This window comes from Streptomyces sp. CHD11, from assembly GCF_018638295.1.
Classification (GTDB): Bacteria; Actinomycetota; Actinomycetes; order Streptomycetales; family Streptomycetaceae; genus Streptomyces.
Genome location: NZ_JABTTS010000002.1, coordinates 37,731 through 59,291 on the forward strand (window position 1 = coordinate 37,731; position 21,561 = coordinate 59,291).

Below are 21,561 nucleotides of genomic sequence, written 5' to 3' on the forward strand. Positions count from 1 at the left end.
CTGCCGGTACCGGCCCGGTCAGAGCTGCCCGCGTACGCCCCTCGCCAGTTCTCCGGCCAGCGCGCGGACCGCCTCGACGCCTGCCGCGTCGTCGGGTGCGTCCAGCATCCGCTTGACGAAGGCCGAGCCGACGATCACACCGTCGGCGAAACGGGCGACCTCGGCCGCCTGGGCGGGGTTGGAGACGCCCAGGCCGACACAGACCGGAAGGCCGGTGGTGGCGCGGGTGCGCCGGACCAGGTCCTCGGCCTGCGCACCGACCGACTCCCGGGTGCCGGTGACGCCCATCAGGGAAGCGGCGTAGACGAAGCCGCTGCCGGCCGCGGTGATCTCGGCGAGCCGCTTGTCCCTGCTGCTGGGCGCGACCACGAAGACCGTGGCGAGCCCGTGCTTCTCCGCGTGTTCCCGCCACAGTGCCGACTCCTGCACCGGCAGGTCGGGCAGGATGCACCCGGCGCCGCCCGCCTCGGCGAGCTCGGCGGTGAACCGCTCGACGCCGTAGCGGTCGATGGGGTTCCAGTAGGTCATCACGAGGACCGGCTTGCCGGTGGCCGCGTGCGCCTCCCGGACCGTGCGCATCACGTCGGCGATCCGCACCCCGCCGCGCAGGGCGATGTCGTCGGCGGTCTGGATGACCGGGCCGTCGAGGACGGGGTCGCTGTGCGGCAGTCCCACCTCGACCACGTCCGCGCCGCCCTCCAGCGCTGCCCTGACCGCCTCGATGCCGCCGTCCACGGTGGGGAACCCGGCCGGAAGATAGGCGATCAGGGCGGAGCGGCCCTCGGCCTTCGCCGCGGCGAGGGTGTCGTTCAGCAGCCGTACGTTCCCGCTCACTTGGCGTCCCCCTCGATCTCGGCGGTGCCGGCCTCGTCGGCGGCGACCTCGGCGTCGGTGTCGTACAGCCCGAAGTAGCGGGCGGCGGTGTCCATGTCCTTGTCGCCGCGCCCGGACAGGTTGACGACGATCAGCCCGTCCCTGCCCAGCTCCCTGCCGACCTCCAGGGCTCCGGCGAGGGCGTGCGCGCTCTCGATGGCGGGGATGATGCCCTCGGTGCGCGACAGCAGGCGCAGCGCCTGCATGGCCGCGTCGTCGGTCACCGCGCGGTACTCGCCGCGGCCGCTGTCCTTGAGGTGGGCGTGCTCCGGTCCGATGCCCGGGTAGTCGAGACCGGCCGAGATGGAGTACGGCTCGGTGATCTGGCCTTCGTCGTCCTGGAGGACGTAGCTGCGGGAGCCGTGCAGGATGCCGGGCTCGCCCGCGGTGAGGGTGGCCGCGTGCTCGCCGGTCTCGATGCCGTGTCCGGCGGGCTCGCAGCCGATGAGGCGTACGTCCGGGTCGGGGAGGAAGGCGTGGAAGAGGCCGATCGCGTTGGAGCCGCCGCCGACGCAGGCGATCGCGGCGTCGGGCAGCCTGCCGGCCCGCTCCAGGAGCTGGCGGCGGGCCTCGACCCCGATGACGCGGTGGAAGTCGCGGACCATCGCCGGGAAGGGGTGGGGGCCGGCGACCGTGCCGAAGAGGTAGTGGGTGCGGTCGACGTTGGCGACCCAGTCGCGGAACGCCTCGTTGATGGCGTCCTTCAGGGTGCGGCTGCCGGACTTCACGGCGATGACCTCGGCGCCGAGCATGCGCATCCGGGCCACGTTCAGGGCCTGGCGCTCCGTGTCGATCTCGCCCATGTAGATCGTGCAGTCGAGCCCGAAGAGGGCGCAGGCGGTGGCGGTGGCCACGCCGTGCTGCCCGGCGCCGGTCTCGGCGATGACGCGGGTCTTGCCCATGCGCTTGGTGAGGAGGGCCTGACCGAGGACGTTGTTGATCTTGTGTGAGCCGGTGTGGTTCAGGTCCTCGCGCTTGAGGAAGACGGTGGCTCCGCCGGCGTGCCCGGCGAACCGGGGAACCTCGGTCAGCGCGGAGGGGCGGCCGGTGTAGTGGGCCAGGAGGTCGTCGAGCTCCCGGGCGAACTCGGGATCGGATTTGGCCTTGTCGTACTCGGCGGCCACCTCGTCGACCGCCGCGACGAGGGCCTCGGGAATGAACTTGCCGCCGAAGGCGCCGAAGTACCCCTCGGCGCTGGGGACCTGACCCTCCGGGTCGGGGACGAAGAAGGTGCTGGGCATGCGTGTACCTCACGGTGAGTGTGTGCTGGGTACTTTTCGCCGTGGGGGCGGGGTTGTCAGGCCGCTGCGGGCCCGTTGCGTCTCGTCGCGCTCACGCGACGGAGTCGCATGTCCGGTACAGCCCCGCGCCCCTGGGTCGGCCGCTGCCATCGCATGCCGTTGACCTGCCCCGGCTCGTCACCGATGACATACCGCACCCGGCGGCCGTGCACCCGGCGTGCGGGCGCTCGGCAACCGCGGGGGCGGCAGCCTCGCGCCAGGCGCGCGTAAGGGTCCCGGGGTGCCGGGGCGGGGGCAGGAGTCATCGGCGGTCAGCCTAGCGGAGCGGATCAGCCGCGGCCGTGGCGCAGTGCCGGGTGTTCGCCCGCCGCCACCAGATCGGAGACGGCCGTCCTGGGGTCCTTGCCGGTGACCAGCGACTCGCCGACCAGGACGGCGTCCGCGCCGGCGTTGGCGTAGGCGATGAGGTCGTGCGGGCCGCGGACGCCGGACTCGGCGACCCTGACCAGGTGGGCGGGGACCTCGGGGGCGACCCGCTCGAAGGTGCCGCGGTCGACCTCGAGGGTCTTGAGGTTGCGCGCGTTGATGCCGATGACCCTGGCTCCCGCGTCGACCGCGCGCTCCACCTCGTCCTCGTCGTGGACCTCGACGAGCGGGGTGAGCCCGATGGACTCCGCGCGCTCGATCAGCGACTCCAGGGCCGGCTGGTCGAGGGCCGCCACGATCAGCAGCGCCAGGTCGGCGCCGTACGCGCGGGCCTCCCAGAGCTGGTACGACGTGACGATGAAGTCCTTGCGCAGCACGGGGATGTCGACGCGCGCGCGGACGGCCTCCAGGTCGGCCAGCGAACCGCCGAAGCGGCGCTCCTCGGTGAGGACGGAGATGACGGACGCGCCGCCCGCCTCGTAGTCGGCGGCGAGTGCGGCCGGGTCGGCGATCGCGGCCAGCGCGCCCTTGGACGGGCTGGAGCGCTTGACCTCGCAGATCACCTTGACGCCGTCGCCGCGCAGGGCGGCCACGCCGTCCTTGGCCGCCGGGGCCTTCGCCGCGCGCTCCTTGAGCTCGTCGAGGCTGACGCGCGCCTGCCGCTCCGCGAGGTCGGCACGGACTCCGTCGATGATCTCGTCGAGCACACTCACGCGAGCGGCCCCCTTCCCTACGGTCGGTCTTCGGTGTCACTGGTCACTGCGATGGTATCCGGAGCAGGGCGTATGCCCCGCATCCGGTCGACGCCGGTCCCACTACCCGGACGGCCGTCCGGTGATCAAGGATGCAACCAGCCGCCGAACGGCAGGTTCCGGACAACCGTGAACACCAGCACCAACGCGCCCAGGGACCACAGGAGCACCGGCGGCGGATCGATCCTCGGGGCCGGTGCGCCGCGGGCGGCGCGGACCACCCAGACGGTCCACAGCACGGCGAAGCCCGCGTAGCCGAGGACGGCGGGCGCGTTGGCCTGGAGGGCGGCCAGAAGGTCGCCGTGGGCGACGGCGTGCGCGCTGCGCAGGCCGCCGCAGCCGGGGCAGTACAGGCCGGTGAGGTGCAGCAGCGGGCAGACGGGATAGTGACCGGGCTCGTTGGGGTCGACGGCTCCGACGTAGGCGAAGGCTCCGGTGACGGCGGCGAGCAGCCCGGCGGGGACGGCCAGCCGGGCCGCCCTGCCGCCGCGGGACACGCTGGGGCTGGGGGCGTTCACAGGGTGCATTGTGCCCCGGACGCGGGTCAGGGGCGGTTCCGGCTCCGCCGTGCGGGCCGCCGCCCCTGCTCCTGGCTCCGGGTGGTGCTCAGCTCCGGGCGCCGGCCGGGGACGAGTCGCCGGTGGTCCGGTGCACGGGGTGGTCGCTCTTCGGCTGGCCCATGCCCATCGAGCGCATGATGTAGCCGACCACACCGCCGAGGAGGACGACGCCCAGGCTCGCCCAGAAGCCCACCGGCTGGTCCATGACCATGAACGCGCCCGCGGCACAGAAACCGATGAAGGCGATGATGACACCGGTCCAGGCGGCCGGGGTGTGACCGTGGTTGCTGCCCGCCATTGCTTGCTCCTCGTTGCTGTGTACGTGTCTGAGCAGGACGCTCCCCTCCATCATCCCGTACGACCCGGTCCCGGGTGATCGGGGGTACCGGGACCGCGGGCGGCCGGCGGGGAGGGAGGAGCACCCCGTGACCGCGTCACCTCGCCGGATGGTGACCGGAGCCGGTCACGCCTGCCGGGGTCACGCCTGCCGGAATCACGCCCCCGTCGGGTCCTCGCCCCGGTCGAGCGCCTTCCAGAGGTCCTCCGGACGGTCCGGGTCGGCCGGCGCGGGCCGACGGCGCGGGCGGGCCTGCGCGCCGGCCCGCTCGTAACGGCCCGACATGGCCGGCCACAGCCGCCCGTACCGCAGCGCCAGCAGCCCCGCCACCAGCAGCAGCGCACCGCCCGCGGCGGCGACGTACGGCCACGCCGTATGGCTGAGGGCGGCCACCGTCGCCGACGTGTCGCCCGACACCTGCGCCGCCTGCTCGTCGAGCGCCGCGCGGTCCGACGCTCCGAGCAGCGCCGCAGCGACCGTGCCCGCCCCGGAGAGGGCGAGCACCGCGGCGACGGCTAAGCGGCCGGCCCGGCGGACGGCGAAGACGGCGACGAGCGCGGCCAGCCCCACGACCGCCAGGGCGGCCGGCACGCCGGTGATGTCGCTTCCCGTGGCGGTCAGCGGGAACGCGCCGCCGGCCACCGTCGCGGTGCCCTCCGACCACTGCTGCCGGGTGGCGAGCAGGACCACGGCGGCGCCCAGGGCACCGGACAGCAGGGCCACGGCGAGGCTGAGGCGGCCGGTCCTGGCGGAGCCGGCGGCCTCGGAAGGGGGGGTAGGTGCAGCAGTCACGCCCTCCACTATCGCTCGAACCCCGGGCGAACCGGTACCCGGGGTTCGTCCCGGACGTCCCGGTTCACGCCCAGCCGGTTCGCCGTGTGCACGGCGCGCAGGGCCGCCGCCGCCTTGTTGCGGCACTCGGTGTCCTCGGCGGCCGGGTCCGAGTCCGCGACGATTCCGGCTCCCGCCTGGACGTACGCGGTGCCGTCCCGCAGCAGCGCGGTACGGATGGCGATGGCGGTGTCGGAGTCGCCGGCGAAGTCTAGGTAGCCGACACAGCCGCCGTACAGACCGCGCCGGGACGGTTCGAGTTCGTCGATGATCTGCATCGCGCGGGGCTTGGGCGCGCCGGAGAGCGTGCCGGCCGGGAAGCAGGCGGTGAGCACGTCGAAGGCGGTGCGGTCGTCCGTGACCCGGCCGGTGACCGTGGAGACGATGTGCATGACGTGCGAGTAGCGCTCGACGGACATGAAGTCGACCACCTCGACGGAGCCGGGTGCGCAGACCCGCCCGAGGTCGTTGCGGCCCAGGTCGACGAGCATGAGGTGCTCGGCGCGCTCCTTGGGGTCGGCGAGCAGTTCGTCGGCGAGGGCCTGGTCCTCCTGCGGGGTGGCACCGCGGTGCCGGGTGCCGGCGATGGGGTGGACCATGGCCTGTCCGTCGTCGACCTTCACCAGGGCCTCGGGGGAGGAGCCGACCACGTCGAACCCGTCGAAGCGGAACAGGTACATGTAGGGGGACGGGTTGGTGGCGCGCAGCACCCGGTAGACGTCGAGGGCGGTCGCCGTGCACGGCGTCTCGAACCGCTGGGAGGGGACGACCTGGAAGGCCTCCCCGGCGCGGATGCGTTCCTTGACGTCCTCCACGGCCGCCCGGAAGTCGGGACCGCCCCACCGGGCGGTGTACTCGGGCAGTTCGGACGGGGGCAGGACGGCGGGCGGCTGGGCCACCGCACGGGTGAGGTCCGCCTCCATGGCGTCCAGCCGGGCCACGGCGTCGAAGTACGCCTCCTCTACGCCGGTCTCCAGGTCGTTGTGGTTGATCGCGTTGGCGATCAGCCGGACGGAGCCCTCCCAGTGGTCCATGACGGCGAGGTCGCTGGTGAGCAGCATGGTCAGCTCGGGGAGCCGCAGATCGTCCCGTTCGCCGGGGCCGATGCGCTCCAGGCGGCGCACGATGTCGTAGCCGAGGTAGCCGACCATGCCGCCGGTGAAGGGCGGCAGGCCGAGGTCGTGGGCGAGGTCCCGGGGGGTGTGCAGGGTCCGGAGGGTGGCGCGCAGTGCGGCGAGCGGGTCGCCGTCCGTGGGGACGCCCACCGGCGGGGTGCCCTCCCAGTGCGCCCGGCCGTCGCGTTCGGTGAGGGTGGCGGCGCTGCGGACGCCGACGAAGGAGTACCGGGACCAGGTCCTGCCGTTCTCCGCGGACTCGAGCAGGAACGTGCCGGGCCGCTCGCCGGCGAGTTTGCGGTAGAGCGCGACCGGGGTGTCGCCGTCGGCGAGGAGCTTGCGGGAGACCGGGATGACCCGGCGGTCGGTGGCCAGTTCGCGGAACGTCTCGAGATCCATGGCGGCAGACCCTACTGATCCGCGGCGGGCGCGTCGGCCATCAGCACGTCGGCGTCGAAGCAGGTGCGGGCGCCGGTGTGGCAGGCCGCGCCGACCTGGTCCACCTTGACCAGCACGGTGTCGGCGTCGCAGTCCAGGGCGACCGACCTGACCCGCTGGACGTGGCCGGAGGTGTCCCCCTTGACCCAGTACTCCTGGCGGCTGCGCGACCAGTAGGTACAGCGGCCGGTGGTCAGCGTGCGGTGCAGTGCCTCGTCGTCCATCCACCCCAGCATCAGCACCTCACCGGTGTCGTACTGCTGGGCGATGGCGGGCAGGAGGCCGTCGGAGCTGCGCTTGAGCCGGGCGGCGAGCTCCGGGTCGAGGCGGCTGGGCGGAGCGCTGTGGGGCGCGGCGCCTCCGTGAGGGGTGGTGGCCGGGCGACGGGCGGGCGTGCTGGTCATGCGGACCATTGTGCCGCGCCGGGCGCGCGCGCCCGCGGACTCGTCCACCGATTGGGCAGCGGTGGCACGACGGACGTGCTCCGTGCCGTCCGGGCGCCGGGCGTGCGCCACCGCGGGACGGTGACCGGGTGGGCGGACTTTGCGGGCGGCCGTAGGCTGGCTTGCATGTCGACCCATGCGAAGCGTGAACGACTCCTGCTGGCCGATCTGCTGGAGACCACGGGCCCACAGGCCCCTACCTTGTGCGAGGGCTGGACGACCCGGGACCTCGCCGCCCATGTGGTGGTGCGCGAGCGCCGCCCCGACGCAGCCGGCGGCATGCTGGTGAAGCAGCTCGCGCCGCGTCTGGAACGGGTGACGGCGGAGTTCACCGCCAAACCGTACGAGGAGCTGATCCAGCTCATCAGGACCGGCCCCCCGCGCTTCTCCCCCTTCTCGCTCAAGCAGGTCGACGAGCTGGCGAACATCGTCGAGTTCTACGTCCACACCGAGGACGTCCGCCGGGCCCAGCCGGAGTGGACGCCGCGCGAGCTGGACCCGGTGTTCCAGGACGTCCTGTGGTCGCGGCTGGAGCGTTCCGCCCGGCTGATGGGGCGGGGGGTCCCGGTGGGTCTGGTGCTGCGCCGTCCGGACGCCCGGACGGTGGTGGCCCATCGCGGCACGCCCGTGGTCACGGTGACCGGGGAGCCGTCCGAGCTGGTGCTGTTCTCCTATGGCCGGCAGAGCGCGGCCGAGGTCGGGCTGGAGGGCGACGACCACGCGATCGCCAGGCTGCGGGAGACCAAGCAGCTCGGCATCTGATCCGTACCCGAAAGGCACAGCTCGTGATCAAAGTGGCCATGACCAGCGTGTACGTCGACGACGTGGCGAAGGCGCACGCCTTCTACACCGACGTTCTCGGCTTCGAGACGCGTACCCACAGGGACCTGGGCGACGGGACGCCGTTCGTCACGGTGGGCGCGCGCGAGGGCGCCCAGCGGGATCTTGAGCTGCTGCTGGAGCCGGGCCGCAGTCCCATCGCCGAGCCCTACCGGCGGTCACTGCGGGAGGCGGGGCTCCCGGCGATCGTGTTCTCGGTGGACGATCTCCGCGCGGAGTACGAGCGGCTGCGCGGAGAGGGTGTCCACTTCGTCCAGGACCCCCGGGAGCAGGGTCCGGTGATCATGGCGGTCCTGGACGACACGGTCGGCAACCTCATCCAGCTGGCTCAGCCGGCCGGCTGAGCCGGGCCCGCCTTCAGCGCACGGGGTGGCCGGCCGCCCGCAGTGTCTCCTTGACCTGGCCGATCCGCAGGTCGCCGAAGTGGAAGACCGAGGCGGCCAGCACGGCGTCCGCGCCCGCCGCTACGGCGGGCGGGAAGTCGCCGAGCCTTCCGGCGCCGCCGGAGGCGATCACCGGGACGGTGACGTGCTTGCGGACCGCCGCGATCATCTCCAGGTCGTAGCCGTCCTTGGTGCCGTCGGCGTCCATGGAGTTGAGCAGGATCTCGCCGGCGCCCAGTTCGGCCGCACGGTGCGCCCATTCCACGGCGTCGATGCCGGTGCCGCGGCGGCCGCCGTGGGTGGTGACCTCGAAGGTGCCGGCCTCGGTGCGGCGGGCGTCCACCGACAGGACGAGGACCTGGCGGCCGAAGCGTTCGGCGATCTCGCGGATGAGTTCGGGGCGGGCGATGGCCGCGGTGTTGACGCCGACTTTGTCGGCGCCCGCGCGGAGCAGCTTGTCCACGTCGTCGGCGGTGCGGACGCCGCCGCCCACCGTCAGCGGGATGAACACCTGTTCGGCGGTGCGGCGCACCACGTCATAGGTCGTCTCACGGTCGCCGGACGAGGCGGTGATGTCCAGGAACGTCAGCTCGTCGGCGCCCTCGGCGTCGTACACCTTGGCCATCTCCACGGGGTCGCCCGCGTCCCGCAAATTCTGGAAGTTGACCCCCTTGACCACCCGGCCGTTGTCCACGTCCAGGCAGGGGATGACTCGGACCGCCAGGGTCATGAATCCACGGCTCCTCTGAATGCTTCGAGTTCCACTGAGACCAGTACGCGCGAGTCGATGAAGCCCTCCACCACCAGCAGCGTGGTGACCGGGCGCACCGCGTCGAACAGCTCCTTGTGCGCGCGTCCGGCCGCGTCGACGTCCCGCGCGTGGGCGAGATGGATTCGGGTGCGGATCACGGACCCGGTGCCGAGCCCGAACTCCCCGATCGCCTCCAGCGCGAGGGTGAAGGCCTCCTTGGCCTGCTCGTAGGGGTCGCCCTCCCCGTGGAGCACATCGCCCCGGAAGGCGGTCGTGCCGCCCACCAGGACGCGGTCGCCCGCCGCCACGGCGCGTGCGAAGCCGAGGGTCTCCTCCCAGGGGTTCCCGCTCTGCACGCGTCGCACGGCGTCGGAGGTCATCGCGCGGTGTCCCGGTTCACGAGGTGGCCTCCAGGGCCTCTTCCAGGGTGAACGCCTTGGCGTACAGGGCCTTGCCGACGATGGCGCCCTCGACGCCGAGCGGGACGAGCGCGGCGATGGCGCGCAGGTCGTCGAGGGACGAGACGCCGCCGGAGGCGACGACGGGGCGGCCGGTGGCGGCGCAGACGTTCTTCAGCAGGTCCAGGTTGGGGCCCTGGAGGGTGCCGTCCTTGGCGATGTCGGTGACGACGTAGCGGGCGCAGCCCTCCTTGTCGAGGCGCTCCAGCGTCTCGTAGAGGTCGCCGCCGTCGCGGGTCCAGCCCCGGCCGCGCAGCGTGGTGCCGCGTACGTCGAGGCCGACGGCGATCTTGTCGCCGTGCTCGGCGATGACCCTGGCGACCCATTCGGGGGTCTCCAGGGCGGCGGTGCCGAGGTTGACGCGGGTGCAGCCGGTGGCGAGGGCGGCGGCGAGGGTGTCGTCGTCGCGGATGCCGCCGGACAGCTCCACCTTGATGTCCATCGCTCCCGCGACCTCGGCGATCAGCGCGCGGTTGTCACCGGTGCCGAAGGCGGCGTCGAGGTCGACCAGGTGCAGCCACTCGGCGCCCGAGCGCTGCCAGGCGAGCGCGGCCTCCAGGGGCGATCCGTACGACGTTTCCGTCCCGGACTCCCCGTGCACGAGGCGGACGGCCTGGCCGTCGCGGACGTCGACGGCGGGGAGGAGTTCGAGCTTGGCCATGTCTCTACAGGGTTCCGATCCAGTTGGTGAGGAGCTGGGCGCCGGCGTCGCCGGACTTCTCGGGGTGGAACTGGGTGGCCCACAGGGGGCCGTTCTCGACCGCGGCCACGAACGGCTCGCCGTGGGTGGACCAGGTGACCAGCGGAGCGCGGATCGCCGGGTTCGTGGTCCGAAGCGTCCAGTCGTGCACGGCGTAGGAGTGCACGAAGTAGAAGCGGGCGTCCGCGTCGAGGCCGGCGAACAGCTCGGAGCCGGCCGGGGCCTCCACGGTGTTCCAGCCCATGTGGGGCACGATCGGGGCCTGGAGCGGCTCGACCGAGCCGGGCCATTCGTCGAGGCCCTCGCTCTGCACGCCGTGCTCGATGCCCCGCGCGAAGAGGATCTGCATGCCGACACAGATGCCCATCACCGGGCGGCCGCCGGACAGCCTGCGGTCGACGATCCAGTCACCGCGCGCCTCCTTCAGGCCTTTCATGCAGGAGGCGAAGGCGCCGACGCCGGGCACCAGCAGACCGTCGGCGTTCATGGCCGTGTCGAAGTCGCCGGTGATCTCGACGTCGGCTCCCGCGCGGGCGAGGGCCCGCTCGGCGGAGCGGACGTTGCCGAAGCCGTAGTCGAAGACCACGACCTTCTTGGTGGCGCTCACAGGGTCACACCTCCAGGTACAGAAGGCCCGTGCCGAGACACATCGCGGCGCCGACCGACAGCAGCACGATGAGGTTCCTGGGCATCTTCTGCTTGGCGAAGGAGATGATCCCGCCGACGAAGAACAGGCCGACGACGATCAGGACCGTGGACATTCCGTTCATGGCTTACAGCGCGCCCTTCGTGGAGGGCAGGATGCCGGCCGCGCGGGGGTCGCGTTCGGACGCGTAGCGCAGGGCGCGGGCGAGCGCCTTGAACTGGCACTCCACGATGTGGTGCGCGTTGCGCCCGTAGGGCACGTGCACGTGCAGGGCGACCTGGGCCTGGGCGACGAAGGACTCCAGGATGTGCCGGGTCATCGTGGTGTCGTACTCGCCGATCATCGGCGCCATCTTCTCGGGCTCGGTGTGCACGAGGTAGGGGCGGCCGGACAGGTCGACGGTGACCTGGGCGAGGGACTCGTCCAGGGGCACCGTGCAGTTGCCGAAGCGGTAGATGCCCACCTTGTCGCCGAGCGCCTGCTTGAAGGCGGCGCCGAGCGCGAGGGCGGTGTCCTCGATGGTGTGGTGGGAGTCGATGTGCAGGTCGCCCTCGGTCTTCACCGTCAGGTCGAACAGACCGTGCCGGCCGATCTGGTCGAGCATGTGGTCGTAGAAGCCGACCCCGGTGGAGATCTCGGTCTTCCCGGTGCCGTCGAGGTCGATCTCGACGAGGACGGACGTTTCCTTGGTGGTGCGTTCCACGCGTCCAACGCGGCTCATACGCTCTGCTCCTTCTTGATCTCACGTACCGCGTCGAGGAACGCGTCGTTCTCGGCCGGGGTGCCCGCGGTGACCCGCAGCCATCCCGGTACGCCGTTGTCCCGGACCAGGACGCCCCGGTCGAGGATCTCGCGCCAGACGGCGTGGGAGTCCCCGAACCTGCCGAACTGGACGAAGTTCGCGTCGGACTCGGTGACGTCGTAGCCGAGCGCGCGCAGTTCGACGACCAGCCGGTCGCGCTCGGCCTTCAGCTGCTCGACGTAACCCAGCAGCGTGTCGGTGTGTTCCAGGGCGGCCAGTGCGGTCGCCTGGGTGACGGCGGACAGGTGGTACGGCAGCCGCACCAGCTGGACGGCGTCGACGACGGCCGGGTGCGCGGCCAGGTAACCGAGGCGCAGGCCCGCCGCACCGAAGGCCTTGGACATGGTGCGGGAGATCACCAGGTTCGGGCGTCCGTCGAGCAGCGGGAGCAGCGAGCCGCCGTGGCTGAACTCGATGTACGCCTCGTCCACGACCACCATCGACGGCCCCGCCGCCTGGGCGGCCTCGTACAGCGCGAGGACCGTCCCGGCGGGGACCGCGTTGCCGGTGGGGTTGTTGGGGGTGGTGACGAAGACGACGTCGGGACGGTGCTCGGCGATGGCCTGCCCGGCGGCGGCGAGGTCGATGGTGAAGTCGTCGTGGCGGGGCCCGGAGATCCAGCCGGTGCCGGTGCCGCGGGAGATCAGGGCGTGCATCGAGTAGGAGGGCTCGAAGCCGATCGCCGTGCGGCCCGGTCCGCCGAAGGTCTGCAGCAGTTGCTGGAGGACCTCGTTGGATCCGTTGGCCGCCCAGACGTTCTCCAGGGCGACCGGGTGGCCGGCCGTCCGGGTCAGGTACTCGGCCAGCCCGGTGCGCAGTTCGACCGCGTCCCGGTCGGGGTAGCGGTTGAGGTGCCGGGCGGCCTCACGGACCCGCTCGGCGATCCGGTCGACCAGCGGCCCGGGCAGCGGGTAGGGGTTCTCGTTGGTGTTCAGCCGGACGGGGACGTCCAGCTGGGGCGCGCCGTAGGGGGACTTGCCGCGCAGCTCGTCCCGTACGGGGAGATCGTCGATTCCGAAGCTCACTTGTTCTCAGGCACCTTCCACCCGAACCTTGCCTTGACCGCCGCGCCGTGCGCGGGCAGGTCCTCCGCCTCCGCCAGCGTGACCACATGGTGCGCGACCTCGGCCAGCGCGTCCTCGCTGTAGTCGACGATGTGGATGCCGCGCAGGAAGGACTGCACGGACAGGCCCGAGGAGTGGCAGGCGCAGCCGCCGGTGGGCAGGACGTGGTTGGAGCCGGCCGCGTAGTCGCCGAGGGAGACCGGGGACCAGGGGCCGACGAAGACCGCGCCCGCGTTGCGCACCCGGTCGGCGACGGCGGCGGCCGCGGCGGTCTGGATCTCCAGGTGCTCGGCGCCGTAGGCCTCGACGACCCGCAGGCCCTCGTCGATGCCGTCGACCAGGACGATCGCGGACTGGCGGCCGGACAGGGCCGGGACGATCCGCTCGTCGATGTGCTTGCTGGCCTCGACCTGCGGTTTCAGTTCCTTCTCCACCGCGTCCGCGAGCTCGGCCGAGTCGGTGACCAGGACGGCGGCGGCCAGCGGATCGTGCTCGGCCTGGCTGATCAGGTCGGAGGCCACGTGCACCGGGTCGGCCGTGGAGTCCGCGAGGATCGCGATCTCGGTCGGGCCGGCCTCGGCGTCGATGCCGATCCTGCCGGTGAAGTAGCGCTTGGCGGCGGCGACCCAGATGTTGCCGGGGCCGGTGACCATGTTGGCGGGCGGGCAGGACTCGGTGCCGTACGCGAACATCGCGACGGCGGTGGCGCCGCCCGCCGCGTAGACCTCGTCGACGCCGAGCAGCGCGCAGGCGGCGAGGATCGTCGGGTGCGGCAGCCCGCCGAAGTCGGCCTGGGCCGGGGAGGCGAGCGCGAGGGACGGGACACCGGCCTCCTGGGCGGGGACCACGTTCATGATCACGGAGGACGGGTAGACGGCCCGGCCGCCCGGCGCGTACAGCCCCACGCGGTCGACCGGTACCCACTTCTCCGTGACGGTCCCGCCGGGCACGACCTGGGTGGTGTGCGTGGTGCGGCGCTGCGCCCGGTGGACGAGCCGGGCGCGCCGGATGGACTCCTCCAGGGCCGCGCGCACGGCCGGGTCGAGTTCCTCCAGGGCGCGCGTGAGAGCGGCGGCGGGGACGCGTACCCGGTCGAGCTCGACGCCGTCGAATCTCGCCGCGAAGTCGACCAGCGCCGCGTCGCCCCGATGATGCACGTCCTCGCAGATGGGCCGCACCTTCTCCAGGGCGGCCGCGACGTCGAAGTCGGCTCGGGGCAGCAGGTCGCGCAGGGCCGAACCCTCGGGAAGGGCGTCGCCGCGCAGATCGATTCGTGAGATCACGTGCTCAATTCTCTCAGACCGCGACCGTGGACCGTCCGCCTGTTCCAGTGGCTGATACGGACCCCCTCCGGTGACGGTCCGCGCACATGTCCGAGATCCTCTTCACTTTCCGTGTTCAACAGGTCACCGCACCGGGCATCACCGGTTGTACGAAGGGACGAACCGACGAGTAGGTGAGGAGGAGGGGAGGTCCGTGACCCACGGTGCGGGACCGGGCGGCGCGGAGCCGCCGGAGGACCTGACCGCCGCGGAGGCCGGGATGTGGCAGGCCTTCCGCAACGGCAGTGTGTACGACCTGAGCAGCGGCGACACGGTCGTCGACGATCCGCACGGAGGTCATCCGTGGGGACCGGAGCGGACGGTCCGGGCGCGCGTGGTGTGCTGGCTGCTGCTGGACGGCCCGCCCGCGCTGGCCGGGCGGGTGTCGTCGCTGAAGCTGGCCGGTGTGCAGATCAGCGGAGTGCTCGATCTCGCCGGGGGCACGGTGGTGCCGTACTGGGAGCTGCGCGGCTGCCGCTTCGAGCGGGACGTCCTGCTGCCGGAGACCCGGTTCACGACCGTGCGGATGGTGGACTGCTCGATCCCGCGCCTGGAGGCGGCCCGGCTGCACACCGAGGGCGATCTGCATCTGCCGCGCTGCCGGTTCCCGGGCGGCATCCGGCTCACCGACGCGCGGATCGGTACGGATCTGCTGCTCAACCAGGCGATCGTGCACCGGGACCGCCACGGCCGCTCGATAGCCGCCGACGGGCTGACCGTCGGGCAGGACCTCCAGGCGGAGATGCTGGAGTCGCACGGCGAGCTGAGCCTGCGCAGCGCGACGATCGGCGTCTCGCTGAGCCTGCGCGGCGCCCGGCTGGGCAACTCGCACGCCCGGCTCGCACTGAACGCCCCGCAGCTGACCGTGGAGCGCACGCTGTATCTGACCCCGGCGGGAGTGGGCGCCCAGGCGCGCAGCGGGATGACGCCGGCGCGCGGGACGCGGATCCAGCGGTTCGAGTGCCGGGGCGGGGTGCGGCTGGACGACGGCCGGTTCGGGGACGCGGTCGACTTCGAGGGTGCCCGGTTCCTCCTCACCGACGGGCAGGAGCTGTCGCTGCGCCGGGTGCAGACACCGGAGCTGCGGTTCCTCGGGGAGCGGCCGGCGCGCGGCAGGGTGGTGCTGTCGGGTGCGCGGGTGGTGAACCTGGTGGACCGGGCGGACAGCTGGCCGGGCCCCGGCCGGCTGCACATGGGCGGCTTCGTCTACGAGAACCTGGTGCCGCGCGGGCCGTTCCCGCTCGCGCTGCGGCTGCGCTGGGTGGACGCGGCGAGCGCCGAGTACAACCCGGAACCGTACGAGCGGCTGGCCGCCGTGCTGCGGGAGAGCGGGGAGGACGAGGACGCCCGGGAGGTGCTGCTCGCCCGGCAGCGCCGCCGCCGCGAGAGCCTGCCGCTCGCGGGCAAGCTGTGGGGTTACGCGCAGGACTGGACGGTCGCGTACGGCTACCGGCCGGGCCGGGCCGCGGTGTGGATGGCGGTGCTGTGGGCGGCCGGCTCGGTGGCCTTCGCGCGCGCGGACCACCCACCGCTGAAGAGCGGTGAGCATCCGGCCTGGAATCCGGCGCTGTTCGCGCTGGACCTGCTGCTGCCGGTGATCGACCTGGGCCAGGTGGGCTTCTGGCAGCTGCGCGGCGTCTGGCAGTGGCTGTCGGCGGCGTTCGTCCTGCTGGGCTGGATCCTCGCGACGACCGTGGCGGCGGGTGCGACGCGGACGCTGCGGCGCACGTAGGCCGCGGGGGTGCGGGCCGGGGTGCGGGGTGCGGGCCGGTCTGGGTGCGGGGGTGCGGGGCCGGTCTGCGGTCTGTTCCGCGGTCTGTGAGGACGTGCGGGGCTTCGGGGCGGTGCGCGACCGTGGTGACGCGTGCGGGAGGTGAGGCCGGTACGCAGTCCGTGGTGATGGTGTGCGGCATGTGGGGCCGGTGTGTGACTCATGGGGCGGATGTGACCGCAGAGGGCGGCGCAACGTGAGGGGCGCTCTGTTTTTTGCCGGGCCTTGACCGATCCCCGTACAACTTTCCGCGACTTCCGTGCGCCCTCTGGCGCTGCTGTGAACTGCGGACTTTCAATGGTCGACACAATGGCTCTGCTGCACGGGTTCACCCGTACGTCCCGGGTGCGAGGAAGGACGGCGGGCGCCGCGCCCCCCGTCCCCGCCGTACTGCCCGGCGACGACGAGATACTCCTCGACGCGCCCGACGACGTGCTGGGCCCGGCCCTGGTCGGCGCCGCCGACGGCGACCACACAGGGGCCGCTGGGCTGCTCGCCGCCACCCGGCACACCCGCTCCTGGGAGCACCGCGACCGGTATGTGCGCCAGCTGGCCGCCTTCGCCCGCGCGCGCCCCGGATGGCTGGACACCTGGCGCGCCCTCGCCCCGCGCGACCCGGACGCGCTGCTGGTGGACGCGCAGCGCGCGGTGGACCACGCCTGGCAGTCACCGGCCCGCACCGAGCTGCTGCGCGAGGTGAGCCCGCTGATCACGGCCGCCGCCCGGGGCGACCACCGCGACCCGGTGCCCTGGCGCCTGGCCCTGGACCACGCCCGGGGCACGCGGGCCGGCCACACCTACTTCGGAGAGCTGTGGGAGGCGGCGGTACGGCGCGCCCCGCACCACCACGGCTGCCATGTCTCGGCCCTGCGCTACCTGGCGTCCTCCTGGCGCGGCGCGCACCGGGAATGCCTGGACTTCGCGGACCGGGCCGCCCAGGACGCACCGGAGAACTCGCTCACGCAGACGCTGCCGCTGCGGGCGGCCTTCGGCTATCTGACCGACGACTGCGGTCCCGAGGTACCGCGGGAACGGCTCGAAGCGGCGGCCGACCGCGCCGGCGCGCTGTCCTCGCGCCTGCCCGCGAACGAGTCGTGGCCGGCCGAACCCCGCAACCTGCTGATCTACGTCCTGGTCCGCCTGGAACGCTGGCAGGACGCCCTGGACCAACTCCGTCTGACCGGCCCGTACGCCACCTCCTTTCCCTGGGACCGGGACGCCGAGGACCCCCTCGGACGGTTCCTGGAGGTGCGCCAGGGGGTGTGCGCGGCGGCCGTGTCCGGCTCCCCCACGGCCGGAAACGGTGTGTCCGTCCCGGCTTCCGGCCGTCCGAGGAGTGGGCGGGGCGGTCGACTCCGCTCCGGCGACCATTAGGCTTTTGCGTCGTGACCACCGTCCGGCTTCCGCTCTTCCCCCTGAACACGGTGCTGTTCCCGGGGCTCGTGCTCCCGCTCAACGTCTTCGAGGAGCGCTACCGCGCCATGATGCGCGACCTGCTGAAGACCCCGGAGGACGAGCCACGCCGGTTCGCCGTCGTGGCGATCCGGGACGGCCATGAGGTCGCGCCGAGCTCCCCCGGACTGCCCGACCCGACGGCCGTACCCGACCGGGGCCCGTCCGCGGGCTTCGGCCCCGAGCCGCTGCGCGCCCTCCACAAGGTGGGATGTGTCGCCGACGCGGCGACGGTCCGGGAGCGGCCCGACGGCTCCTTCGAGGTCCTGGCGACCGGGACGGCCCGGGTGCGGCTGCTGTCGGTCGATGCCTCGGGGCCCTATCTGACGGCCGAACTGGAGCCGGTCGAGGAAGAGGCGGGCGAGGAGCCGGGGGCGCTGGCGGAGGCGACGCTGCGGGCGTTCCGCCAGTACCAGAAGCGGCTGGCGGGAGCGCGGGAGCGGTCGCTGGCGACCGGCGCGGACCTGCCGGACGAGCCCGGGGTGGTCTCCTACCTGGTCGCCGCCGCGATGATGCTGGACACGCCGACGCGGCAGCGTCTGCTCCAGGCGCCGGACACCGCCTCCCGGCTCCGTGACGAGCTGAAACTCCTTCGCACGGAGACGGCCATCATCCGTAATCTGCCGTCGTTGCCGGCGTCGGAACTGACGCGCGGCCCGATGAGTCTCAACTGACCCACGACTGTCCGGAGCGGCGGCCATCATGGCGAAGAAGTCCAGGAAACAGCAGCCCGGGGGAACACCCGCGACGGTGGCGCTCACAGCGGCCGGGGTGCCGTTCACGGTGCACTCCTACGACCACGACCCCGCCCACCCGTCGTACGGCGAGGAGGCGGCCGAGGCGATGGGGGTCGCGCCGGACCGGGTGTTCAAGACACTGGTGGCGGACGTCGACGGGGCGCTGACGGTGGCGGTGGTGCCGGTGGCGGGCCGGCTGGACCTCAAGGCCCTCGCGTCGGCGGCCGGCGGCAAGCGGGCGGCGATGGCCGACCCGGCGCTGGCGGAACGTACCACCGGGTACGTGCGGGGCGGGATCTCACCGCTGGGCCAGCGCAAGAGGCTGCCGACGGTCGTGGACGAGTCGGCCACGCTGCACGACACGATCTGCGTCTCGGCCGGCCGCCGCGGCCTGGAGGTCGAACTCTCCCCCAAGGACCTGGCCGACCTCACCTCGGCGCACTTCGCCCCGATCGGACGCGTTCAGCCCCTCGACGGCAGACCCGACTTCGGCTGATCAGCAAGGGCATGCCGAAGAGAACCCGCGGACGCAAGTGGCGGACCAGGAAACACCGCGCCGACCACGGCCACCGCCCCGCCTGACCTCCCCCGCAATCAGTCACCCCTCAGGGCTGCACGGGCAGCCACCACAGCACCGCTGACGCCGGGCCCCCTCACGGCCCGGCCTCCCGGCCCCCGCGGACAGTCGTGCCGCAGGGCAGGGCGATGGGGGTCCCCCACGCTCGAGCGAAGCCGAGCGGGGGAGGGCAGGCGCGACAGCACCCCGCGAACACCGGGCAGCGCAGTCCACCCCCGCCGGGCCGCCACCCGGGCCGGCCCGGGGAGCTACCCCTGCGGCACGGACGGCTCCGGCGGCAGCAGGGGATCCGGGTCGCGGGGACCGAACAGGCTCGTCAGCCCCAGGTGCGCCACCAGCGCCGCGAACGGCCACGCCAGCAACGCCCCCTTGGCCCCCAGCTTCAACGGCGCGTCGAAGGTGACCCCTTTGCCGACACTCCGCGCGTGCGCGATCACGTCCTGCGTCGGCCCGAGCCACACCCCCAGCCGCCAGGCCAGTACCGATCCCAGCAGCCCCCCTGCCGCCAGTCCCACCACCAGCGGCACGCCACCGCGCCGCCGCAACAGAAACACGGCCAGCGCGCTCACCATCCCGAGCCCCAGCGCGAGGAGCGTGAACGTGCCGTCCACCGCGATCGCCTGCTCGCCCTCGGAGTCCTTGGCGTAGACGGCCCAGTTGTCGCCGACCACCGCACCCACCAGCGGCACACGCGGCGCCAGCCACCACCACAGCACCCCGAGCAGCACTCCGCCGAGCGCCACGGCCGCCGCGGTGACCGCCCCCTCGCGCAGTTCGGTCCGCGGATCGGTGCCGTCCTCCTCGTACCACCAGCCGCGCCGGGTGCCCCCGGCATGCCCGGACTTCCCGGCACGCCGGAACGCGGCGGCGGGCCCGTCGGACGACGGCGACTGCCACGCACCCCGCGCGGACTGGGCGGACTGCGCGGACTGCTCGTGCGGGGGCGGTGGTGGTGTCAGGGGAGCGCTCACCCCGCCATCGTGCCAGGCCCGGCTGTGCGGCGCGTCACCGGACGGCCGCTCTGCGGTACGCCCAGGTCGCCACGGCCAGCGAGATCACCCCGACGCCCCCGCACACGGCGAGGTCGGCGAGCACCCGGGCCCAGTCGGGGTCCGGTCCGAAGGTCCGCGCCAGAGCCTCGACGCCGTACGTCGACGGCAGCAGGTCGCGTGCGAGGCGCACGGCCTCCGGCATCCGCTCCGGCGGCAGCACCCCCAGCAACAGCGCGGCGGACATGCCGAGCTGCCCGAGGAGCGTGGCCAGTTCCGGCCGGGGCGCGAGCAGGCCGAGGGCCGCTCCCAGCCCGGCGAGCGCCGCGCCGGCCAGCGGGATCACCGCGATCAGGATCCACAGATGCGCCATCGGCAGCCCGAACAGCGCGCAGCCGAAGACGGCGGTCACCAGGGTCCCCGGCACGGTGAACGACGCGTAGGCGCCCGCGGCGCCCAGCACCACGGCGGCCGGCGGCACGGGCAGGGTCGCGTAGTGGTCCAGTCCGCCGCTGGCCCGCAGCTGGCCGAAGTACTGGGCGAGGAGATTCAGCGCGACGAAGGCGACGACCAGCACCGCCGAACCGGCGACCACGGCCCGCGCCTCGCCGCCGCCGTCCACCACCCCGCGCATCAGGACCATGATGCCGACCGACTGGAAGGTCGCCACGAACAGCAGTGGGATCCGCGCGACCCGGGCCCGGGACAGCTGCGCCCGGTACACGGCAGCCAGCGACGGCCACAACCGCGCCCGGGGGCCGAGCTCGGCCGCTTCCGGCGCGGCCTCCTTCGTGGTGGGGGCGCCGTCCGGCAGGACTTCGGCGGGTACGACACTCACGTCGTGCTGCGCTCCTTCGCTCGGAGGTTCACCCGGACGCGCGTGGGCGGTCGCCCCGTCCCTTACGGATGACACGGCCCGTGTACTCACGCCTTCACCAGTCCCTGTCGTACGGCACCGCCCAGCGCCAGGTAGACGTCCTCCAGGCTGGGTGTGGCCAGGGTGAAGTCGTCCAGGGCGGCGAAGGCGGCACCACCGGTGACGGTGGCGACGACCGTACGGGCCTCCTCGGGCGCCAGCCGCAGCGTCCAGCGGCGGCCGGACTCGACGACGCGGTCGCGCAGCGCGGCGACCTCGGGCACCTGCAACGGCGCGGCCTCGCGCCACACCAGATCGACGCGGATCTCACCCGCGACCCGTTCCTTGAGCCCCGACGGGGTGTCACAGGCGATGACCCGGCCGCGGTCGAGGACCGCGACCCGGTCGAGGACCGTCTCGGCCTCGATGACGTTGTGGGTGACCAGCAGGACGGTCGCGCCGCGCTCGGCGCGCCGCCGGTCGACGGCGGACCACACCGCGCGCCGGGCCACCGGATCCATGCCGGTGGTCGGCTCGTCGAGCACCAGCAGGGGCCGCTCGCCCACCAGGGCGGCGGCGAGGCAGGCGAGCCGGCGCTGACCGCCGGAGAGCTTCCGCAGCGGACGTCCGGCGAGCGGGGCGAGCCCCAGTTCGTCCAGGACGTCGTCCCGCTCGGCCCGTGCGCGGCGCGCGTCGAGGCCGCGCAGCCGGCCGGTGGTCTCGGCGGCGAGGGACACGGTGAGGTCGTCGAGGGCGGTGGACTCCTGCCCGAGGTAGGCGAGGATGCGGGAGGCCCGCTCGGGGTGGCGCACGATGTCGTGGCCGAGGATGCCGACACTGCCGCGGTCGGGCCGCATCAGTCCGGTCAGCTGGCGTACCAGGGTGGACTTGCCGGCGCCGTTCGGCCCGAGCAGGCCGAAGATCTCACCGCGCCGGATGTCGAGCCCCACGTCGTCGGTGGCCCGCACCTCGGGGGCCGGGGGCGCCCCGCGCCGCCCGCGCACCGCCGGGTAGGTCTTGGTCAGCCCGCGCACCGCGCACACGACTTCACCGTGCCGGAATTCCTGTACCGCGCGCGTACTCACAAGGGACGAGCCTACGGGGTCCGGCCCTCCGGCCCGTTCCCGGGGCACCCGGCCCACCGTCCCGCCCCGCGGTCCCGTACTCCGGCGGCCACCCCGGTTCCCGGCTCCCGCG

26 protein-coding genes are annotated in these 21,561 nt (G+C 73.2%); 6 read left to right on the forward strand and 20 right to left on the reverse strand.

The annotated features are described in order from the left end of the window. Positions 1-18: 18 nt before the first annotated feature. The 9 genes from trpA to hisI all read right to left on the reverse strand — a co-directional run bounded on the left by trpA (position 19) and on the right by hisI (position 6,977). Positions 19-834 (reverse strand): tryptophan synthase subunit alpha, encoded by an 816-nt coding sequence (trpA, locus tag HTV45_RS01855; protein WP_215203797.1) that lies wholly within the window; start codon positions 832-834, stop codon positions 19-21. Continuing rightward, the gene (gene trpB, locus HTV45_RS01860) at positions 831-2,114 is read right to left on the reverse strand and encodes a tryptophan synthase subunit beta (protein ID WP_215203798.1); all 1,284 of its coding nucleotides are present in this window, start codon (positions 2,112-2,114) and stop codon (positions 831-833) included. Before trpB ends, trpA begins: the two co-directional genes overlap by 4 nt. 56 nt (positions 2,115-2,170) lie before the next feature. Next, complete coding sequence (gene trpM / locus HTV45_RS35145; protein ID WP_368860765.1) at positions 2,171-2,419, reverse strand: tryptophan biosynthesis modulator TrpM; 249 nt, start codon at positions 2,417-2,419, stop codon at positions 2,171-2,173. A 24-nt stretch (positions 2,420-2,443) separates the two neighbouring features. After that, entirely contained in the window at positions 2,444-3,253 is an 810-nt protein-coding gene (trpC, locus tag HTV45_RS01865) for an indole-3-glycerol phosphate synthase TrpC (protein ID WP_215203799.1), read from the reverse strand. Positions 3,254-3,378: 125 nt separating this feature from the next. Continuing rightward, complete coding sequence (locus tag HTV45_RS01870; protein WP_215203800.1) at positions 3,379-3,819, reverse strand: DUF2752 domain-containing protein; 441 nt, start codon at positions 3,817-3,819, stop codon at positions 3,379-3,381. A 79-nt stretch (positions 3,820-3,898) separates the two neighbouring features. Continuing rightward, positions 3,899-4,150 (reverse strand): HGxxPAAW family protein, encoded by a 252-nt coding sequence (locus tag HTV45_RS01875; RefSeq protein WP_215203801.1) that lies wholly within the window; start codon positions 4,148-4,150, stop codon positions 3,899-3,901. 195 nt (positions 4,151-4,345) lie between these two features. Further along, positions 4,346-4,990 (reverse strand): TIGR02234 family membrane protein, encoded by a 645-nt coding sequence (locus HTV45_RS01880; RefSeq protein ID WP_215203802.1) that lies wholly within the window; start codon positions 4,988-4,990, stop codon positions 4,346-4,348. Continuing rightward, positions 4,990-6,534: an anthranilate synthase component I gene (locus tag HTV45_RS01885; RefSeq protein ID WP_215203803.1), complete on the reverse strand. Its 1,545-nt coding sequence runs from the start codon at positions 6,532-6,534 to the stop codon at positions 4,990-4,992. The genes HTV45_RS01880 and HTV45_RS01885 overlap by 1 nt, the downstream gene beginning before the upstream one ends. An 11-nt stretch (positions 6,535-6,545) precedes the next feature. Beyond that, on the reverse strand, positions 6,546-6,977 hold the full coding sequence (hisI, locus tag HTV45_RS01890; protein ID WP_215203804.1) for a phosphoribosyl-AMP cyclohydrolase: 432 nt from the start codon (positions 6,975-6,977) through the stop codon (positions 6,546-6,548). 165 nt (positions 6,978-7,142) lie between these two features. On the opposite strand from hisI, the gene HTV45_RS01895 reads away from it, so the two are divergent. Next, positions 7,143-7,778 carry a TIGR03085 family metal-binding protein gene (locus HTV45_RS01895; RefSeq protein ID WP_215203805.1) on the forward strand — a complete coding sequence of 212 codons (636 nt, stop codon included), beginning with the start codon at positions 7,143-7,145 and terminating at the stop codon, positions 7,776-7,778. Between the two features lie 23 nt (positions 7,779-7,801). Further along, positions 7,802-8,200: a VOC family protein gene (locus tag HTV45_RS01900; protein WP_215203806.1), complete on the forward strand. Its 399-nt coding sequence runs from the start codon at positions 7,802-7,804 to the stop codon at positions 8,198-8,200. Positions 8,201-8,213: 13 nt separating this feature from the next. On the opposite strand, the gene hisF is transcribed toward HTV45_RS01900, so the two are convergent. From hisF to hisD, 8 genes are read right to left on the reverse strand one after another with little or no spacing between them, the layout of a single operon-like run. After that, positions 8,214-8,969, reverse strand: a complete 756-nt coding sequence (gene hisF / locus HTV45_RS01905; RefSeq protein WP_215203807.1) for an imidazole glycerol phosphate synthase subunit HisF — start codon at positions 8,967-8,969, stop codon at positions 8,214-8,216. Beyond that, positions 8,966-9,370: a Rid family hydrolase gene (locus HTV45_RS01910; RefSeq protein ID WP_215203808.1), complete on the reverse strand. Its 405-nt coding sequence runs from the start codon at positions 9,368-9,370 to the stop codon at positions 8,966-8,968. Before HTV45_RS01910 ends, hisF begins: the two co-directional genes overlap by 4 nt. A gap of 16 nt (positions 9,371-9,386) precedes the next feature. After that, on the reverse strand, positions 9,387-10,109 hold the full coding sequence (priA, locus tag HTV45_RS01915) for a bifunctional 1-(5-phosphoribosyl)-5-((5-phosphoribosylamino)methylideneamino)imidazole-4-carboxamide isomerase/phosphoribosylanthranilate isomerase PriA (protein WP_215203809.1): 723 nt from the start codon (positions 10,107-10,109) through the stop codon (positions 9,387-9,389). A 4-nt stretch (positions 10,110-10,113) separates the two neighbouring features. After that, positions 10,114-10,755: an imidazole glycerol phosphate synthase subunit HisH gene (gene hisH / locus HTV45_RS01920; RefSeq protein ID WP_215203810.1), complete on the reverse strand. Its 642-nt coding sequence runs from the start codon at positions 10,753-10,755 to the stop codon at positions 10,114-10,116. A gap of 4 nt (positions 10,756-10,759) precedes the next feature. Next, positions 10,760-10,918, reverse strand: coding sequence for a hypothetical protein (locus HTV45_RS01925; RefSeq protein ID WP_215203811.1), 159 nt, complete (start codon positions 10,916-10,918; stop codon positions 10,760-10,762). A 3-nt stretch (positions 10,919-10,921) separates the two neighbouring features. Beyond that, a complete protein-coding gene (gene hisB / locus HTV45_RS01930; RefSeq protein ID WP_103540374.1) occupies positions 10,922-11,515 on the reverse strand; it encodes an imidazoleglycerol-phosphate dehydratase HisB in 594 nt (197 codons plus the stop codon). Beyond that, positions 11,512-12,621 carry a histidinol-phosphate transaminase gene (locus tag HTV45_RS01935; RefSeq protein WP_215203812.1) on the reverse strand — a complete coding sequence of 370 codons (1,110 nt, stop codon included), beginning with the start codon at positions 12,619-12,621 and terminating at the stop codon, positions 11,512-11,514. Before HTV45_RS01935 ends, hisB begins: the two co-directional genes overlap by 4 nt. After that, positions 12,618-13,943, reverse strand: coding sequence for a histidinol dehydrogenase (hisD, locus tag HTV45_RS01940; protein ID WP_215203813.1), 1,326 nt, complete (start codon positions 13,941-13,943; stop codon positions 12,618-12,620). The genes HTV45_RS01935 and hisD overlap by 4 nt, the downstream gene beginning before the upstream one ends. A 193-nt stretch (positions 13,944-14,136) precedes the next feature. Between hisD and HTV45_RS01945 the strand changes: the two genes are divergently transcribed. The 4 genes from HTV45_RS01945 to ybaK all read left to right on the forward strand — a co-directional run bounded on the left by HTV45_RS01945 (position 14,137) and on the right by ybaK (position 18,438). Continuing rightward, complete coding sequence (locus HTV45_RS01945; protein WP_215203814.1) at positions 14,137-15,714, forward strand: oxidoreductase; 1,578 nt, start codon at positions 14,137-14,139, stop codon at positions 15,712-15,714. Between the two features lie 336 nt (positions 15,715-16,050). Beyond that, positions 16,051-17,127, forward strand: a complete 1,077-nt coding sequence (locus tag HTV45_RS01950) for a hypothetical protein (protein ID WP_215203815.1) — start codon at positions 16,051-16,053, stop codon at positions 17,125-17,127. An 11-nt stretch (positions 17,128-17,138) separates the two neighbouring features. Beyond that, on the forward strand, positions 17,139-17,879 hold the full coding sequence (locus tag HTV45_RS01955; RefSeq protein WP_215203816.1) for an LON peptidase substrate-binding domain-containing protein: 741 nt from the start codon (positions 17,139-17,141) through the stop codon (positions 17,877-17,879). Positions 17,880-17,907: 28 nt separating this feature from the next. Beyond that, entirely contained in the window at positions 17,908-18,438 is a 531-nt protein-coding gene (ybaK, locus tag HTV45_RS01960; RefSeq protein ID WP_215203817.1) for a Cys-tRNA(Pro) deacylase, read from the forward strand. Between the two features lie 329 nt (positions 18,439-18,767). Here the strand turns inward: ybaK and HTV45_RS01965 are convergent, their stop codons facing one another. From HTV45_RS01965 to HTV45_RS01975, 3 genes are all read right to left on the reverse strand, one after another. Further along, complete coding sequence (locus HTV45_RS01965; protein WP_215203818.1) at positions 18,768-19,490, reverse strand: AAA family ATPase; 723 nt, start codon at positions 19,488-19,490, stop codon at positions 18,768-18,770. Between the two features lie 34 nt (positions 19,491-19,524). Next, positions 19,525-20,346, reverse strand: coding sequence for an ABC transporter permease (locus HTV45_RS01970; protein WP_215203819.1), 822 nt, complete (start codon positions 20,344-20,346; stop codon positions 19,525-19,527). Between the two features lie 86 nt (positions 20,347-20,432). Continuing rightward, complete coding sequence (locus HTV45_RS01975) at positions 20,433-21,407, reverse strand: ABC transporter ATP-binding protein (protein WP_215204093.1); 975 nt, start codon at positions 21,405-21,407, stop codon at positions 20,433-20,435. Positions 21,408-21,561 lie beyond the last annotated feature (154 nt).

What these genes read in the sequence shown, in the direction of transcription:
- HTV45_RS01925 (WP_215203811.1), bottom strand. Translation starts at nt 10,918, where the DNA reads ATGAACGGAATGTCCACGGTCCTGATCGTCGTCGGCCTGTTCTTCGTC.
- hisI (WP_215203804.1), bottom strand. Translation starts at nt 6,977, where the DNA reads ATGACCAGCACGCCCGCCCGTCGCCCGGCCACCACCCCTCACGGAGGC.
- ybaK (WP_215203817.1), top strand. Translation starts at nt 17,908, where the DNA reads ATGGCGAAGAAGTCCAGGAAACAGCAGCCCGGGGGAACACCCGCGACG.
- HTV45_RS01870 (WP_215203800.1), bottom strand. Translation starts at nt 3,819, where the DNA reads ATGCACCCTGTGAACGCCCCCAGCCCCAGCGTGTCCCGCGGCGGCAGG.
- trpM (WP_368860765.1), bottom strand. Translation starts at nt 2,419, where the DNA reads ATGACTCCTGCCCCCGCCCCGGCACCCCGGGACCCTTACGCGCGCCTG.
- trpB (WP_215203798.1), bottom strand. Translation starts at nt 2,114, where the DNA reads ATGCCCAGCACCTTCTTCGTCCCCGACCCGGAGGGTCAGGTCCCCAGC.
- hisB (WP_103540374.1), bottom strand. Translation starts at nt 11,515, where the DNA reads ATGAGCCGCGTTGGACGCGTGGAACGCACCACCAAGGAAACGTCCGTC.
- HTV45_RS01875 (WP_215203801.1), bottom strand. Translation starts at nt 4,150, where the DNA reads ATGGCGGGCAGCAACCACGGTCACACCCCGGCCGCCTGGACCGGTGTC.
- HTV45_RS01910 (WP_215203808.1), bottom strand. Translation starts at nt 9,370, where the DNA reads ATGACCTCCGACGCCGTGCGACGCGTGCAGAGCGGGAACCCCTGGGAG.
- hisF (WP_215203807.1), bottom strand. Translation starts at nt 8,969, where the DNA reads ATGACCCTGGCGGTCCGAGTCATCCCCTGCCTGGACGTGGACAACGGC.
- priA (WP_215203809.1), bottom strand. Translation starts at nt 10,109, where the DNA reads ATGGCCAAGCTCGAACTCCTCCCCGCCGTCGACGTCCGCGACGGCCAG.
- HTV45_RS01950 (WP_215203815.1), top strand. Translation starts at nt 16,051, where the DNA reads ATGGTCGACACAATGGCTCTGCTGCACGGGTTCACCCGTACGTCCCGG.
- HTV45_RS01885 (WP_215203803.1), bottom strand. Translation starts at nt 6,534, where the DNA reads ATGGATCTCGAGACGTTCCGCGAACTGGCCACCGACCGCCGGGTCATC.
- HTV45_RS01895 (WP_215203805.1), top strand. Translation starts at nt 7,143, where the DNA reads ATGTCGACCCATGCGAAGCGTGAACGACTCCTGCTGGCCGATCTGCTG.